This is a genomic window from Exiguobacterium sp. RIT341, from assembly GCF_000632205.1.
In the GTDB taxonomy this organism is placed as follows: Bacteria; Bacillota; Bacilli; order Exiguobacteriales; family Exiguobacteriaceae; genus Exiguobacterium_A.
On the sequence record NZ_JFYW01000001.1, the window covers coordinates 883,321 to 899,001 of the forward strand.

17 protein-coding genes are annotated in these 15,681 nt (G+C 48.5%); 8 read left to right on the top strand and 9 right to left on the bottom strand.

Going from position 1 to position 15,681, the window contains the following annotated elements; all coding sequences use genetic code 11:
* Nucleotides 1–175: 175 nt before the first annotated feature.
* Nucleotides 176–1,312 (bottom strand): hypothetical protein, encoded by a 1,137-nt coding sequence (locus tag BW42_RS04560; protein ID WP_035408023.1) that lies wholly within the window; start codon nucleotides 1,310–1,312, stop codon nucleotides 176–178.
* 140 nt (nucleotides 1,313–1,452) lie between these two features.
* Between BW42_RS04560 and BW42_RS04565 the strand changes: the two genes are divergently transcribed.
* The 4 genes from BW42_RS04565 to BW42_RS04580 all read left to right on the top strand — a co-directional run bounded on the left by BW42_RS04565 (nucleotide 1,453) and on the right by BW42_RS04580 (nucleotide 3,931).
* Entirely contained in the window at nucleotides 1,453–2,529 is a 1,077-nt protein-coding gene (locus tag BW42_RS04565) for a GTP pyrophosphokinase family protein (protein ID WP_231496854.1), read from the top strand.
* Between the two features lie 71 nt (nucleotides 2,530–2,600).
* Complete coding sequence (locus BW42_RS04570; protein WP_035408025.1) at nucleotides 2,601–3,044, top strand: MarR family winged helix-turn-helix transcriptional regulator; 444 nt, start codon at nucleotides 2,601–2,603, stop codon at nucleotides 3,042–3,044.
* Between the two features lie 72 nt (nucleotides 3,045–3,116).
* The gene (locus tag BW42_RS04575) at nucleotides 3,117–3,602 is read left to right on the top strand and encodes a tetratricopeptide repeat protein (protein ID WP_035408026.1); all 486 of its coding nucleotides are present in this window, start codon (nucleotides 3,117–3,119) and stop codon (nucleotides 3,600–3,602) included.
* A gap of 80 nt (nucleotides 3,603–3,682) precedes the next feature.
* Nucleotides 3,683–3,931, top strand: a complete 249-nt coding sequence (locus tag BW42_RS04580) for a hypothetical protein (protein ID WP_231496855.1) — start codon at nucleotides 3,683–3,685, stop codon at nucleotides 3,929–3,931.
* A gap of 74 nt (nucleotides 3,932–4,005) precedes the next feature.
* Here the strand turns inward: BW42_RS04580 and BW42_RS04585 are convergent, their stop codons facing one another.
* From BW42_RS04585 to BW42_RS04605, 5 genes are read right to left on the bottom strand one after another with little or no spacing between them, the layout of a single operon-like run.
* Nucleotides 4,006–4,893 (bottom strand): aminoglycoside phosphotransferase family protein, encoded by an 888-nt coding sequence (locus tag BW42_RS04585; protein ID WP_052019019.1) that lies wholly within the window; start codon nucleotides 4,891–4,893, stop codon nucleotides 4,006–4,008.
* A gap of 51 nt (nucleotides 4,894–4,944) precedes the next feature.
* Nucleotides 4,945–5,502 carry a guanylate kinase gene (locus tag BW42_RS04590; RefSeq protein WP_035408031.1) on the bottom strand — a complete coding sequence of 186 codons (558 nt, stop codon included), beginning with the start codon at nucleotides 5,500–5,502 and terminating at the stop codon, nucleotides 4,945–4,947.
* A gap of 10 nt (nucleotides 5,503–5,512) precedes the next feature.
* Nucleotides 5,513–5,962, bottom strand: coding sequence for a hypothetical protein (locus tag BW42_RS04595; protein WP_035408033.1), 450 nt, complete (start codon nucleotides 5,960–5,962; stop codon nucleotides 5,513–5,515).
* A 13-nt stretch (nucleotides 5,963–5,975) separates the two neighbouring features.
* Nucleotides 5,976–6,698, bottom strand: coding sequence for a glycerophosphodiester phosphodiesterase (locus BW42_RS04600; RefSeq protein ID WP_035408035.1), 723 nt, complete (start codon nucleotides 6,696–6,698; stop codon nucleotides 5,976–5,978).
* On the bottom strand, nucleotides 6,698–8,176 hold the full coding sequence (locus BW42_RS04605; RefSeq protein WP_035408037.1) for a carboxypeptidase M32: 1,479 nt from the start codon (nucleotides 8,174–8,176) through the stop codon (nucleotides 6,698–6,700). Before BW42_RS04605 ends, BW42_RS04600 begins: the two co-directional genes overlap by 1 nt.
* A gap of 155 nt (nucleotides 8,177–8,331) precedes the next feature.
* On the opposite strand from BW42_RS04605, the gene BW42_RS04610 reads away from it, so the two are divergent.
* On the top strand, nucleotides 8,332–8,952 hold the full coding sequence (locus BW42_RS04610) for a serine/threonine protein kinase (protein ID WP_035408039.1): 621 nt from the start codon (nucleotides 8,332–8,334) through the stop codon (nucleotides 8,950–8,952).
* 51 nt (nucleotides 8,953–9,003) lie between these two features.
* Here the strand turns inward: BW42_RS04610 and BW42_RS04615 are convergent, their stop codons facing one another.
* The 3 genes from BW42_RS04615 to BW42_RS04630 form a co-directional block, all read right to left on the bottom strand.
* Nucleotides 9,004–9,945: a sensor domain-containing diguanylate cyclase gene (locus BW42_RS04615; RefSeq protein WP_231496893.1), complete on the bottom strand. Its 942-nt coding sequence runs from the start codon at nucleotides 9,943–9,945 to the stop codon at nucleotides 9,004–9,006.
* A 405-nt stretch (nucleotides 9,946–10,350) separates the two neighbouring features.
* Nucleotides 10,351–11,046, bottom strand: coding sequence for a hypothetical protein (locus BW42_RS04625; RefSeq protein WP_035408044.1), 696 nt, complete (start codon nucleotides 11,044–11,046; stop codon nucleotides 10,351–10,353).
* A gap of 78 nt (nucleotides 11,047–11,124) precedes the next feature.
* On the bottom strand, nucleotides 11,125–12,417 hold the full coding sequence (locus tag BW42_RS04630) for a globin-coupled sensor protein (protein WP_035408046.1): 1,293 nt from the start codon (nucleotides 12,415–12,417) through the stop codon (nucleotides 11,125–11,127).
* Between the two features lie 291 nt (nucleotides 12,418–12,708).
* Here BW42_RS04630 and BW42_RS04635 point away from each other — a divergent pair, with 291 nt between their 5' ends.
* The 3 genes from BW42_RS04635 (at nucleotide 12,709) to BW42_RS04645 (ending at nucleotide 15,672) form a co-directional block, all read left to right on the top strand.
* Complete coding sequence (locus tag BW42_RS04635; protein WP_035408048.1) at nucleotides 12,709–13,761, top strand: hypothetical protein; 1,053 nt, start codon at nucleotides 12,709–12,711, stop codon at nucleotides 13,759–13,761.
* A gap of 118 nt (nucleotides 13,762–13,879) precedes the next feature.
* Nucleotides 13,880–14,482: a TetR/AcrR family transcriptional regulator gene (locus BW42_RS04640; protein WP_231496856.1), complete on the top strand. Its 603-nt coding sequence runs from the start codon at nucleotides 13,880–13,882 to the stop codon at nucleotides 14,480–14,482.
* An 8-nt stretch (nucleotides 14,483–14,490) separates the two neighbouring features.
* Nucleotides 14,491–15,672, top strand: coding sequence for an MFS transporter (locus tag BW42_RS04645; RefSeq protein ID WP_035408050.1), 1,182 nt, complete (start codon nucleotides 14,491–14,493; stop codon nucleotides 15,670–15,672).
* The last annotated feature ends 9 nt before the right edge of the window (nucleotides 15,673–15,681 follow it).

The following is a 15,681-nucleotide window of genomic DNA, read 5'->3' on the forward strand; positions in this document are numbered from 1 at the left end:
AAAAAGAATGACGCGTCACACGCTACTCCTACAGAAAAAGCGCATCTTTGCGCTGTCAGAGACAAACAAGACCCGCTTTCCTGCTTGAATAAGGCAGGAAAGCGGGTCTTGTGTCTCGCCTGAGGAAAGGGCGTGTAAAGACGCGTCATTCTTTTTTTGAGTCAGCCCCACCTTTTTATAGTTGATGGACTGATAAGATGACAAGTTCCCCGGACACAGTGACATAATAGGCATCCTCAAAGCGATATCGTTCATTGTGTTCTGCGTCATAGACGGTGACCATTGGTTCCGCGTTGTCTCCAACCGCTTCGTGTAGATAGAAACGTCCGCGTAAGACACGTTCGAACGGTTCTTTATCAAGGAATCGGGCCCCGTTACGTAAGTTGATTACTTCATGATGGTGCTCGGAACGGTCATTAACGATGAAGATCGTCGACTCAACGTCATCGTACGTGAAATCGAGCGGTTCGTAGTCACTCCACTGAATCCGGGCGACCTCTTCGACACTCGCTTCCGTGTCGATCCGGTAAAAGATTTCTTCGTTCAAACGATCGGTATAGGCACTGAAAATGAGATGCCCTTCTTGTTCTCCAAGATACTGGACGGTATCCCCTTCCCCATCTAATTTCAGTAGTGTCGCAAATGATAAATGTTCGACACCGTGTTCGATTTCTTCGATTAAGGTCGACAGTGGTGCGATCAACAGACTTTCGGAGTGATCAATCGGATCTTCTGGTGAGATGACGCCACTTTCAAGGGCGTCATAGAACGAGAACTCATCGAGCCGGGCATTACAGACGATATACTCCTTATCTTCGAGCGTGACGAGAAAGAAATAAAGCTCCCGGTAGTTCTCTGTCATCCCGTAGAGCCGTGGATCGCGAATCGTCTGCCGTGATTCATCCTTGACGTCATACAGAAACGCAGATGTCGTATCCGTCGTCTGCAAGAATACGAGATAGTTGTCGTTGAGCACCCAGTAGAGCGTCAAATCCCCTTCCACGTAAAACGACGCAATCTGCTCGCGTTTCCCGGACAAGAGATCGAGGACGAGCACTTCCGTCTCACCGCCTTGCTCTTGCGTATGTTCATTCAGACAATAGACCTTTCCATGACGAACAAACGGACGGGTCGGTCCGTGATCCGTCAAAGCCTGCTGGGTCAGATCGACTTGTTCTTGATCTTCAAGATCATACCGACTGATGTGGTAACGGGCGTCATCGAGGCGACGTCGAAAATAGATCGACGACGGTGTGACATGCAAGACATCCATATGATCGGCAGGTAAAGCACGGGCATCCACTATTTCCATTTTCAATCTCCTCCTGAACAAGTACTACTTGTCTTTTTCCCACGAATCGTACTGCTTCAAACAGGGTCTTCTTGTGCGTTTAGTGAAGCAGAGTGCTACAATATGGCTAGATGACTACAGGATGAGGAAGGTGCAAAACGGTGCAATCACAAGATTTAAATACGATGATGCTCGAATATGTCAACGATAAGGAAGAATACGATGCCTACGCCGACAAGTTGAAGATGCTCTTGTCCGAGTTGCTCGACGCGGCAGGCATCAAATACCACTCAATCGTCGCCCGGACGAAGGACTCCGAGAGTCTGTATCAAAAGGTCTTACGGCAACCGAACAAATACCGTTCACTTAAGGACGTCCATGACTTGACCGGGATCCGGATCGTCACTTATTTCCATGACGATGTCCGGGAAGCGGCACGCATCATCGAGAATGAGTTCGCAATCGATCGCGATCAATCGGTCGATAAGTCAACGTTGCTCGATACGACGGAATTTGGTTACCTCTCGGTCCACTTCGTCGCGTCACTCAGTGAACAGCGGCTTGCCTTGAGCGAGTATGGACGTTTCAAGGACTATACGGCAGAGATTCAGATCCGCTCGATCCTGCAACACGCTTGGGCGGAGATCGAACATGATCTCGGATATAAAAATCCGAACAGTGTCCCAGCAGAAGTCCGGCGCAGCTTCAGTCGAGTGGCAGGACTTCTAGAGATCGCCGATCAGGAGTTCGTCAACATCAAGAAACAGTTGAAACAATTTGAAGACGAGACCGTTCAACAAATCTTGTCTGACCCCCATCAAGTCCGGATCACGGCAGATAACTTGAACTACTTCATCGATCACTCCCCGGTCATCAACGAGCTCGATAAACGTCTCGTCACGTCACAAATGATGCTCGATTCCGATCAACAACTGATCAACGAACTGATTCGGATGTTCCATTACGTCGATATCCGGACGTACGGTGAACTGATTGAAGCGGTCTCGACACATAGTCCGCTCGCCTTACGTTGTGCAAAGGTCATGCCGAACCCATTCTTGCCTCGTCAAGGAATCGGGATCGCCTATATCTGTATGGCATTGACGATCGCTGGCGAAGATACGCACCGCATTGACTACTTCTTTCGCCGTTTCTATCCGGAGTTACGTAACGTCGAAGAAATCGTCGCCCAAGTCGCCCGTGTCGTCGAGTCAGATGATTCAAGAGAAAAATATTGATTAAACTAAAATTTTTCACTATACTAAATCACGAGTGAAAGAAACTACGGTATAGAAAGAGTGAAGGATACATGGCAACTACACTAGAAGTAGCACTACGCGATCAGCTGATCGTTGATACGGAAAAAGGATTACGGATGAACTACCGCGCGATCAAAAAGGACGTACGTAGCATGTTTACGACTTACTTGACACGTAACGAGTTCTTCATCTTAAAATCACTTTGTGCGAACAGTCCTCAAATTGCTTCAGCGCTCTCACAAGAGTTCCAGTTTTCAGCAAGCATGATTACAGCTCTGGCAGACGAATTGACGAAAAAAGAGTTGATCTCACGTGAGCGGAGCGAGCTCGATCGTCGCGTCGTCGAACTGCGGGCAACACCGAAAGGCATTGAGCTTTACGAAAAACTCGAGTCGATGAAGATGGATTACCTTGCAGACGTCTTCGAGGACTTCTCGGATCAGGAACTGGAGTTGTTCCGTTCGCTCTTAACGAAGCTTGAAAAAACAGTCTAAGCTGTTCGATGGAACGGATCCGGTCAAAAGCGATCGGATCCGTTTTTTAGTAATCGATTAGGAGGAAACACGATGTTTGATTTCGAATCAGTGCAACACTTACGAAAGACAGGGCAGTATGAAGCAGCAAAGGAACTCGTCCGTCAGTATGTCGAAACAGCCCCTAACGATCCGACGGTCCTCTATCAGATGGCCTGGTGTCATGATAGTCTTGGTGAGGAACAGGCTGCTGTGCCCTACTATGAACAAGCACTTGCGCTCGGTCTTGCTGGTGAGGACCGCTTGCAAGCTTATATCGGGCTCGGAAGTACATACCGCGTCATCGGTCAGTTCAAAGAAGCATCAAGCGTTTTCCGAAGCGCGTTGCTTGAATTTCCAGACGCCCACGCCTTACAAGCATTCCTCGCGATGACGGAGTACAACCTCGGTCAAGCCGATCGAGCGGTCGGTCGGTTACTCAAGAGTCTTGCTGCAACGTCGTCGGACGCCTCGATTCAGACATTTAACCGGGCACTTCGTTATTATGCCGATCATTTGGACGAGATCGACACGGAATAAAGCAACAGTTGACGATGGATTAGTTCGCACAGCATAATGTAACAGCCAAGCGGACTCGCTTTTGGCAGGAAAGGAAGTTAATGATGTCATCAAAAAAAGTATGGACAGTAGAAGGTTATGAAGAACAAGGGCAAGAAAAACACGGCAAGGCAAGTAAGTCAGAAACATATACGACTGAAGCGGATGCTAAGAAAGCCGCTAAGAAGATGGCGGATCAAAATGATCATCTCGACGTCTACGTGATTTATACGAATACGGTAAACGGTAAAACTGAAGAACGGTTCTTCAATTCGAACGGCAAGTATAGTGAAGAAGGATTCGAATGGTAATCTTCCTTTTCATTTAAAGGTCCACTCAAAAAAATGGATTCGTTTCTCTTCAAGTGAGAGACGAATCCATTTTTTTAGTCATGGCTTTGCCTCTCATACCAAAGCGGTGTTTCACACTGAAACCCATCGTGGTCTCGGATGATCCGCTGAACGCGTCGTTGCATTGCCTCCAATCCGTCTACATCGAACCGTTTTGCCCAGACGAGAGCCGAAAAGACGACCATCGCCATATAAAAGCTGTAGATTTGCCAAAAGTTAGAAGGTACTTCGTTCTCAAAGTATCCATCGATCATGTGACGGGCAAAGACGGGACTCGTCTCGACTTGAAACAACCCACATTTGACGAAGTCATGCCACGGATCGCCGTAATCATGGTTCCCGTAATCGAGGAAGGCACAGAGATGTCCATTCTCAACAAGGAGATTATCGAGATGGACATCGTCATGTTGCAAATGATTCGGACGCTCAGCTAAAAGGGAGAGCTTCAAAAGGATGAACCGATCGAGTCGCTCGATCCATTCTGGCTCAAGCAACCCATCAACCGCTGCGCGATAGCGGTCATGTTTCGCCTGACAACGTTCCTTCCATGCCGCCGTCCCGCTCGGTGCTATCACGTCATGAATGCTTCTCAACGCTCGCCCTGCCTCCTGACCGAGTCGAGGGGCTAATTCTGGTGACTCGAGAAGCACGCTTCGAACGGTTCGTCCGGGTAGGTATGGATAAATGCCGTACGCGGTCGTCGCAGTCCGTCCGGTCGCTAGCGGTAAGGCGTGAGAAATTCCCTTTTGTTCTGGAATCATTAAAGCCGCCTCTCGTTCAAACTGACGACTTAATGGGTCCGTCACGACCTTGACGATGTAGTGTGCTGTTATTGTCTTGACGAACCAGACGGCTTGGTGCGAGCGTCCGGCAAGCCGTCTAACACTATCGATATCGATCAGTAATGGATGATCTGGTAGCATGAAGACTCCTTTCTGAAGACAAAAAGAGGACGCTTACTTGCGTCCTCTTCGTCATGCCTGTGGGATATAGCTGGCAATGATCTCAAGCAGATCGGCATACGCCATTTCGAAATCGATGTTTTCGATCATATAATCGTAGTGATCGCGGTCTTTCCACGCTTCCTCGTAATCAACGAGTCGCGCTTCGAACTCCGGTGTATCACCGCGCATCAACAATCGCTCCTTCATCAAATCGGGTGGGACCGAGACGAAGATCGTGATGACTTGGTCACCAAACAGACGTTTAAAGTTTGCTGCTCCTTTTGGATCGATGTCCTTGATGACGATTTGATCCTGTTCGAGGACATCGACATACGCTTGCCGTGGTGTTCCGTACCACGCGCGGTGAACATGGGCGTATTCGATGAACCCGTCCTCTTGGATCAGTTGCTGGAACGTCTTGACGTCGACGAAGTGATAGCTTGCTCCATCAAGTTCCGTCGGACGTTTCGGTCGTGTCGTCACTGACGGGATGAACCGGACGTGTGCGTATTCCGTCCGCAGACGTTTGATTAGGGAAGACTTTCCGCTGCCCGATCCACCAATCAAGAGAATGATTTTACCTGACATCGTTTTCCCCCTATTGTTGTGTCGTGAAATAACCTGTAAAGCGGAGCGCGAACTGTTCTAGTTCACTATCAACGACCGTCCCGTATATTGGTCGGATGACGATCAAGTAGCGTTCATACGAGATGATCCGGGACGTCTCATTACGTGTCATCTGGACTTGAGCTTCCGGGTAACTCTCAACATAGTACCAATCGACCGCAATCCGTTCATCGGATGGGGTCTCATAGATCCAAGTCACCGTCGTTCCATTAGCAGGAAGGGTGCTTTTCAAGGTGAAGCGCTGAATCTGCTTCAATTCACGTTTCGCTGATGCAAGTCCTGCCTCATAATCCGCAGGACGCATCGGTGTCGTCGTCACTTGCTTCGGTTTTGGTTCCGGCAAGCGGGCAAAGCCGAGCTGGAGACCGACGAATAAAGCGACGAGCGACAAGCTGATGACGAATACGTATTCCTTGCGCATCCCTTCCTCCTCCTCATCCTTCGAGTGTGTCGCGCATTCCTTTTGGATCATTGACGATGACGGCGTCAACACCGATCGTTTGCATCTGATGGACATCGTCGATCGTCTTCGGGGTATAGACCCGAACCGTGACGTCTTTTGCGTGAGCGAACGCGACATCCGCCTCCGTCACGCGTCGGTAATCGGGATGAATCCCTGTCGCACCGATCCGGAGGGCTTGTTCTTCCGGATGATAGATCGGATACGGATACAGAATCGCCGTCTCGACGCTCGGGTCAAGCTTGCGAATCAGAGCAACCGAATAATGGTTGAACGAACTGAACAACAACCGATCCGTCGCAATGCCGCGCGCCGCGCAACGCTCGAGGACATACGCCTCAATGCCATCATAGCGAATCGTATCCGTCTTCAGCTCGATGTTGAGCCGCAGTGTCGCTGGTGCGAGGATTGCGAGTACTTCGTCAAGCGTCGGGATCTTCGTTTTGATCGCTTCCCCTTTGAAACGTGCTCCGGCATCGAGTGCTTGCAGTTCAGCGACCGTCATGTCGATCACACGCCCTGTCCCGTTCGTCGTCCGGTTGACAGTCTCGTCATGAATGATGACACCAACACCATCCTTTGAGAAATGGACATCGAACTCGACACCATCGACGTCGTCTTCGATCGCAGCGGCGATTGCTTCAAGCGTGTTCTCAGGAAAACGGTCACTGACACCGCGGTGTGCAAACCATAACATCAGAGTGCCTCGACGACACGCGTGTATTTCTTCGTCAAGTAGTTGACGAGGGGTGCGACCGAGATCGATCGACCCGTTGCTGCTTCGATCAGTTCAGCCGGTGTCTTCGATTTCCCGTGACGGTGAATGTTTTCTTTCAGCCAGCTTTTGATCGGTGCGAGTGTACCAGCTGCAATCAGACCATCGACGTTTTCGACGTCACGACGAAGCGCTTCGTTCAATTGTGCCGCGTAGACGAGACCAAGCGCGTAACTTGGGAAGTAACCGAACGAGCCTCCTGACCAGTGGACGTCTTGTAAGACCCCTTTATCGTCACTCGGGACATCGACGCCGAGATACTCTTTATAGAGACGGTTCCATTCTTGCGGGAGATCCTTCACTTCGAGTTCTTTCGTCATCAGGCGCTTTTCAAGCTCATACCGAATGATGATATGAAGGGCATATGTCAATTCATCGGCTTCGATCCGAATGAGTGACGGCTTGACTTCGTTGACCGCTGCATAGAAGCGTTCAAACGGGACATCAGCAAGCGACGGGATTGCTTGTTGTAGACCATGATAACGCGCTGATAAGAAGCCTTGATTTCGTCCGATGAAATTCTCGAAGAACAGTGATTGTGATTCGTGGATCCCCATCGAAGCACCTTCACCGAGACCAAGTGAATCGAGTTCCGGTTCAATACCTTGCTCATACGTCGCGTGCCCGGCTTCATGCATCGTGCCGAAGACGGAGTTCCGGTAGTCGTTCTCATCATATTTCGTCGTGATCCGCGCATCCTTCCGGTTGATCGTCGTCTGGAACGGGTGAACCGTCTCATCCAAGCGACCAGACGTGAAGTCATAACCGATATCGCGCAGCCATTCTTGATTCAAGGCAATCTGTGTCTCGCGGTCCGCTGACCAGTCAAGCGTCGGGAAGTCTTTTCCTTCCAGCTGACTAAGCAAACCAATGATTGCTTGACGAAGTTCCGCAAACAATGGATCGAGTGTTGCGACCGTCATCCCTGGCTCATAGTCATGCAGCAATGCGTCGTATGGATGCGCGTCATAACCCCAATACTCAACAAACTGGCGTTCCATTGCGACGATTTTTTCGAGGTATGGTTCAAACATCGACCAATCATTCGCGTCCTTCGCCTTTTCCCAGACACTCTCGGCTTCCGAAATCAACGTGATGAACGTTTGGTACTCGGCTTCTGGAATCTTCGAGTCGCGATCGAATGCTTCTTTTGCTTTCGCGAACGAGATCGCTTCGATGCCCGTCAGCGTCTCTTGCTCCATCGCTGCCAGTAATTGTTGGTACGTTTTTCCTGTCCGGCGACGGAAGCTCTCTGTTGAGAGGAATCCGATCGAAGCGGAACGATTCCCTGCACCTTGATCCGGCATGTATGTCCGCATATCCCAGTATAGTAATGCGACGGCTTCTTCGTATGCGCGAAGACCATCAAAATGGTCGCGCCATTGTTGTGTCGTTGACATGATTAGAGACCCCCTTGAAGTATGTAACAGTGTAGCATTTTTAGCATATCACAAAATGTTCAAAACTTTCACACACGAATGATTTTTGAAACTTTTCCCGTCAGATGAGCGTATAATGAACATACGATCAAGCAGAGCGAAAGGAAGTGGCAACAGTGAAGACAGACGCTGAGTTAGCCGATTTGATTCAGTTGAAGGAAACGGGACCGGTCTGTACGATCGAACATCTCCCAAAAGAGCTCGACTGGATCGGCACCGGTCGTAGCGCCTATGTATTCCGGGTTCGTGGCACCGACCGCGTCATCAAGAAGTTCTATCCGTCTTTTCGTCCTCTCGCTGAGTTAGAAGGCGGTATTTATGAACAACTTACGACGTTTTCGACGTATGCGAGGATGTTCGAATATGGACCCGATTACCTTGTGCTCGAATACATCGAGGGACAAACGTTATTCGAATGCCTCGTCAGCGGGACCTATATTCCAGAATCCGTCTTGACGACAGTCGATGCAGCGCTAGCAGAGGCACGCGCCGTAGGTCTTAATCCATCAGATATTCATCTACGCAATATTTTGTTAACGACAAATGGGACACGGATCATCGATGTCGCAAGGTTCCGTCAAACCGAACCGTGTACACAATGGGATGATTTGAAGAAAGCCTATCAGTATGTCTATGCAAAACCGTTCTTCCCGAAAAAACTGAGCGAGACGTTCCTCAATACGATCGCTGATGTCTATAAGGGACGCTTGTTCGAATCGATTCGAAAGACCGGTTAATTGAAAACGCGATGCTCCTCCTTGTGAGGAAACATCGCGTTTTTTCGTTGGTTATTGGACGCCGTGAGAGATAGCATCCGCAAAACGAAACGTATTCTTACCGTCTCCTTTTGCGGCATATAACGCACGGTCTGCTTGTTGAATGATCGTTTTTAGCTTAATGGTTTCATCATCAAATAGCACAATCCCGATGCTGGTCGAGACAGCGTATGGCGTCTGCCATGTTCCAAGTTTCTGAAGGAGCTGCTGCGCAATTCGTTCGTACTCCTTTTTCGTCATCTGACGGGTGAAACGAATCAAGAACTCGTCTCCCCCGATCCGGACAGAAAACGCGTCTTCATAAGAACGTGTACTATCCTGTAGTCGTCTCGCGACGTCGATCAAGACTTGGTCGCCGGTCTCATGCCCATACACATCGTTCACTTGCTTGAATCCGTCGAGATCAAGATAAAACAGCGCACCGGAGTGTTGCTGTTCCGTTTCCCACTGTCTCGTCAAATAACGTCGGTTATACAATTGTGTTAGCGTGTCCTTCCAAGCAAACTGTTCGAGCTCAAGGTAATACGAAAACAGTTTCGCGATCCGTTGGAGAAGTTGAATGCTCTTCTCTTCGAATTGACTTGCTTCATCATGGACAGCGCACAACGTACCAAAGGTTTGACCATTCGTTAAACTGATTGGAATCCCGAGATAGGACTCGATCTGTAACGCTTTTAATGCGTCCTGCATATCTTCTAAGCGCTCGTCATCGCTGATGGACTCATACCAGATGGGTTCGTTCTGTTCGAAATTGATGTGACGACAAAGTGTCTTTTCCATCTCGAACACTTGTCCTGCTCGAATCTCGATTCGTTGATGATCATTTGAGAGTCGTAAAATCATCTGTTGGTTTTCTTCGATCGTCGTTAAATACAACAATTGATCAGGTAGAATCTCTTTCGCTAATTCCAATACATCATCTGCCAGTTCGTTAAAATTCCGATACAGTGTCATTTCTTGCAACGTACCACACCTCATTCGTTATTCGTTCTTTTTTAAATCATATGTTTCATGAAGCAGCCCATCGATTGCACAATCCTTATATTTTCCAGTCGCATTGCGAATCATCACCCATACAGTCCTTCTTGAATCATACCGGCCTTTTGCACGATTCCTCTTGGAGCTTTATCAATATTATGGGCGACTGAAACCTTATAAAGGAGCATTTTTTGAAAACCAAAGGCAAGGACTGCAGCTAATGCCTCGCTACCATTTCCATTGTTCCACAATCCGTTCTAAACATGGCTTCCGTATCAGCCAGTCGGATTTTTCGTAATAAGAGCATTTTAGTATGTAACGCCGTACTCCCTTGAAACTAGGTCATTCTATTTTTCTTATCATAAGGTATTTGAAATAAAATCATTTTGAATAAACAAGTCGAAAGACGATCATGCTTGCGACAGCAAATAGACGTTTATTCGTATCACAATCAAAGTCAAGTTGCGCCCCGTGTCGTGAACTCGTCGCAATGCAGTCCTCGTTTTGATAAACGCCGATCTTTCTCGTGACTGTTGAGGAACGAATTTGATACTCCTGACCGGCATACGAGACGAGTAAGACTTCTTGTAGCCGCATTTGCTGACGAAGTGCCGGATCGGTACGGATTGTACCGATGTCACGTCCATCTTTACGAATCACGAAATGTGTCGTATTGCGAAGCCATTCTGTTCTCGTTTCTTTAATTTGAAGACGAGTTCCTTCTCCGTCGAACGTTACATCGAGGAAAAACGATTCAAACTTCTTGAAGCGCACAAGGATCGCCTGCCACCACGTGGCATAACGTCGTGAGAACGTCAGCCATTGTTCATGCGCGAGAAAAACCGTATTCGTCTTTTGGGTCGCCCGGTCCGCTAAGCGAACGGACACCCCTGCCTCTCGTCCACGATAACGCAAATCACGCCGGATTTGCCACCATTCGACTCCACCGATCAAGAAAGCGACGCCCGTTAAACCAAGTAATCCATATAACTCACGTGGAGCAAGTTCCCCTGTCGTCAGGTAATGTCCGATCAAAGCGAAAAAGCATAAAATAATCAATAATAGACTCTGCACCATAAACCTTCCACACCTCCAACTTTATTTTTCCATAAAACGTCAAAAAAGTCCTCCTTTCACATGGAAAGGAGGACTAAATCAGAGGGTCGCGGCGACTTCTTGTAAGTCATCTGCTGTCTCAGCAATCGCTTCTGCAATCTTACGCATGTCTTCGATTGTACCGGCGACATCCTTTGTATCGGTCGATAGTTCGTGAATTTGCCGCGAGACATTGTCGGTCTGTTCCGAAATCCGTGAGAAGGCACGGACGACTTGTTGCATCTCTGTCGTCGTCCGGACGACCGCTGTCTCCGTCGTTCCCATCCGCTCTGAGACGACGAGCATCTTTTGCGTAATCTCTTGGGCGATCCGCGACGTCTCTGTTGCCGACTGTTTACTCTCTTCGGCAAGCTTCCGAATTTCTTGCGCAACGACGGTGAACCCGCGTCCCATCTCCCCGGCACGTGCCGCTTCGATGGAGGCGTTCAAACTGAGTAGATTCGTCTGATCAGAAATCGTCGTCACCATCCCAGCGATCCGTTCGATTTCCTGCGACAGACGAGACAGTTCAGCGACTTGTTCGGTCGTCCGTGATAAATCTGCAACGACATGCTCAAAGCGCCGTGTCTCTTCTTCAACCAGGACGACACCCGCTTCTGCTTCACTGACCGCTTCCGTCAACTGGATCGAAATCGCGTTTGTCGTCGTTGAGACGTGTTTAGCGTGCCGTTCAATCTCTTGGAAGTTCGCTGACGACTCCTCACTCATCGCAGCGAGTTCCTCGGTCGATTTTTGAACGCCATCCCCGACATGTTGTTTTGCTGTCGCGATCGCTTGGCGTTCTTCATCGATTTGATCCTCATACATCGTCATGACGATCTGTTGTTCGAGGTTGAATAGTTTTCCCGCTGCCCGCATGATTCGGACACGCTCTGCTTCCGGCCAAGCACTGTCGTCAATCTTCTCACTGAGAACGTTCCAGACTTTCTGGAAGGCAGCGATGTACCATTTATTGTGCAAACCAATCCGAACATGCCGTTCAGCAATCCGGCGCCGGGCTTCGATGTAGTCCATTGTCACCTGACCATCGAACATTTGTAAGATGTGCCGAGCGAGGGTGCCTTTCAACCGTTCAAGTGTCGAATGTTTTTCAATCAACTGACGGAGAGACGGAACCCGGACTAACTCCTCGTAGAACGCATCGACCATGCTCGGCATCCAACGGGAAACATCCTCGCGGATGACTCGTGCAATTTGTAAATCGATGGCTTGTAGACCGATTAGACGTAATTGTTCATGTAAAGATGCTGGAACATTCAATATGACATGAGTGCGTTCGACTTCAATGAGCGCGTCAAAGGAAGGTGAAGGTGATTTCTTAAACCAATTCATATATTCATCTCCTTGTTTTTAATTTCACTTCACCTCTTATATCGTCACCGTTGATTGACCTTTAAAGGGAAACGTTAGTCTCTTTCTACATGTCATGGTAACTACATGTTGGAATATTCCGTATATTTTGAAGTTCATACGATCATTAATCATGTAACTGTAATACTAGGTTTCTCTTTGTTACTTTCCGGAAATATAAGAGCTATGCGCGTAAGAAACTTGAGATGAAGCTTTGCTATTCATGAACATCTCAAACTTGAAAGATTAATTTTGGGAGAGGTAGTGCTGATTATGGAAAAAACAAATAAAGGCTTTTCATCCCACTTCCGAGCGGAAGCGGACGGTGCGGGTCGTAACATTTCATGGAGTTCAATTTTTGCCGGTGTGGTATCATTCTTATCTTTATTAATTCTTTTCAGTCTGATTGGATCGGCGATCGGTCTCGGCGTCACGGACGTCACGTCGAATAACCCATTCGATGGCGTCGGAACAGGCTTGATCATCTGGGCGATTCTGTCATTGCTCATTTCGTTATTCGTTGCTGGATTCGTCTCTGGTGTGACGTCAGCTCGAGCCGGTCTCATTCACGGATTTTTGACTTGGTCGACGAGCGTCATCCTCTTGTTCGCTCTCTTGACGTTTACGACCGTCAATACGTTACAATCGGTCGGTTCATTACTCGGAACAGTCGGTGGAGCTGCCGGTAGCGGCATCGGGTCTGTCGCGTCGACTGCAAAAGATGCTGCGACGAAAGGGTTCGACTCCGTTACGAAGAACGTCTCAAATATCGATACGAAGGAACTTGATGGCAACGTCGAAGAAATTCTTAAGGATACAGACATCAAAGAATTACAACCTAACTACCTGCAAAGTCAACTGGATGCTGTCAAAGATGACGTCACGTCTGCCGGTAAAGAGGCTATTACGAAACCAGAAGACTTCGACAAAATCGTTCAGGATCTCGGTGATTCATTGACAGCACGATCTGAGAAAATCGAGAAATCCGTCGATGAAAAGAAAATCGCTGACGCTGTTGCGAAGAACACGGATCTTACAGGCGCCGAGGCAGATAAAGCGACGCAAAACATTGTCGATGGTTTAAACACGGCAACAAAAGAAACAACGCAACAAATCAATAATGCGAAACAAACACTTGACGAGACATCAGCTGACTTGAAGAAAACGGTTCAAGATGTTCGTCAGCAAACGGAACAAGCGACACAAACGGCATCGAAAGTTTCGATCTGGGCGTTCGTCGGTCTCCTTCTGACACTGATCTTCACATCATTCGCTGGGATTGTCGGTTCACGCGTCGCAACACGTGGTCGTGTCATGAATAAATAATGATTCCTTATAAAACTGATTCCGCCATGGCGGAGTCAGTTTTTTTGTGCGGTAGGACACTCTCATTGACTGTCCATGAAATTTCCTGTTACAGTATTACCTAACGACCGTTAGGAAGGTGATTTATCTGAAAGCGCAACAATTGTTACAGACGAGCATCCATCATTTTGCAGCGCATGGTTATGAAGGAGCATCGCTACAAGAGATCGCAACAGAAGTCGGTATCAAAAAACCGTCCATCTACGCGCATTATAAAGGCAAAGACGACCTATTTTTGCAAGCGACGACATATGCCTTGCAGGAACAAAAGCGTCGTTTCGCTACGTATTTCACAAAAACACGACAGCAACCGCTCGAGCAATCCTTGCACGGCTTCTTCGATTGGTTCATTTTAGAGCAACAAGATGATGTCCTGATGCGATTCATCCTTCGGGCAGCCTATTTTCCACCAGAAAAACTCGAACAAGAGATGACAGAGCGCTTCAACCCGTTCTTCGATTCACTGCATGATGTCTTGACGCGTCTGTTACGCGAACGTGACCGAACGGAACAGATTCTCTATTCGACGGACTACAAAAGTGCAGCGCTTGCTTATTTGACGGTTGCTGAAGGTACGCTGACAGAACTTGTCTATAACGGCGTCGACGCCTTTCACGCTAGACAGCAAGCCGTCTGGCCAATCGTCTGGCGTGGCATGTCGAAAACGATTCCAAACAATTGAGGTGACCTATGCAAAACAATACATTGATTTTAAGTACACTCCTGCTCAACTTATTCATCGCTTTTCTCGGAATCGGACTCGTCATTCCTGTCACACCGACGATCATGAATGAGTTAAGCATCTCCGGGGCGACGGTCGGTTACATGGTATCTGCCTTCGCCTTCGCGCAATTGATTCTGTCCCCGCTTGCAGGACGCGCCGTCGATAAGTACGGACGCAAGCCAATGATCATCATCGGTTTATTCATCTTTAGCATGTCTGAGCTCTTGTTCGGTCTCGGTCAACAGGTCGAAGTCCTGTTCGCGTCGCGGATTCTCGGTGGTGTCAGTGCGGCCTTCATCATGCCAGCTGTCACCGCTTTCATCGCTGACATCACGACGAACGAAACCCGTCCGAAAGCGCTTGGCTATATGTCTGCCGCCATCTCGACCGGTTTCATCATCGGACCCGGGATCGGCGGGTTCCTTGCTGACCTCGGCACGCGGACGCCGTTCTTCTTTGCTGCCGCGTTCGGTCTGACGGCAATGGTGTTATCTATCTTTACGCTCAAGGAACCTAACCGTCATTATGAGGCGACGACCATTAAACAACAGACGGGTTTTCGGAAAGTATTTAGTCCACTCTATTTCATCGCTTTCCTAGTCCTATTGATCTCGTCGTTCGGCCTCGCCTCGTTCGAGTCCTTGTTCGCGCTTTTCGTTGACCGGAAGTTCGGTTTCACGGCGAAAGATATCGCGCTTGCGATCTCCCTTGGTGCGATTGTCGGCGTCATCGTCCAAGTCGGGCTGTTCGATCGTTTGACACGTTGGTTCGGCGAGATTCGCTTGATCCGTTACAGCTTAATCGGTTCGACGTTGCTCGTCGTCTTAATGACGTTCGTGACGAACTATGTCTCGATCATTCTCGTGACGATGGTCGTCTTCGTTGGCTTTGATTTGATGAGACCAGCCGTCACGACCTATCTTTCGAAGATTGCCGGGGATGAACAAGGTTTTGTCGGTGGAATGAACTCGATGTTTACGAGTATCGGAAATATTCTTGGACCGATCGTCGGCGGATTATTGTTTGACGTCAACCTCAACTATCCGTTTTATTTCGCGACGATGATGCTTACGGTCGGTATTTTACTGACATACTTCTGGCATGCACCACGCACTGAAGTAACTGAATCGGATCGTTTGTCTTCTTAAAAAAACAGC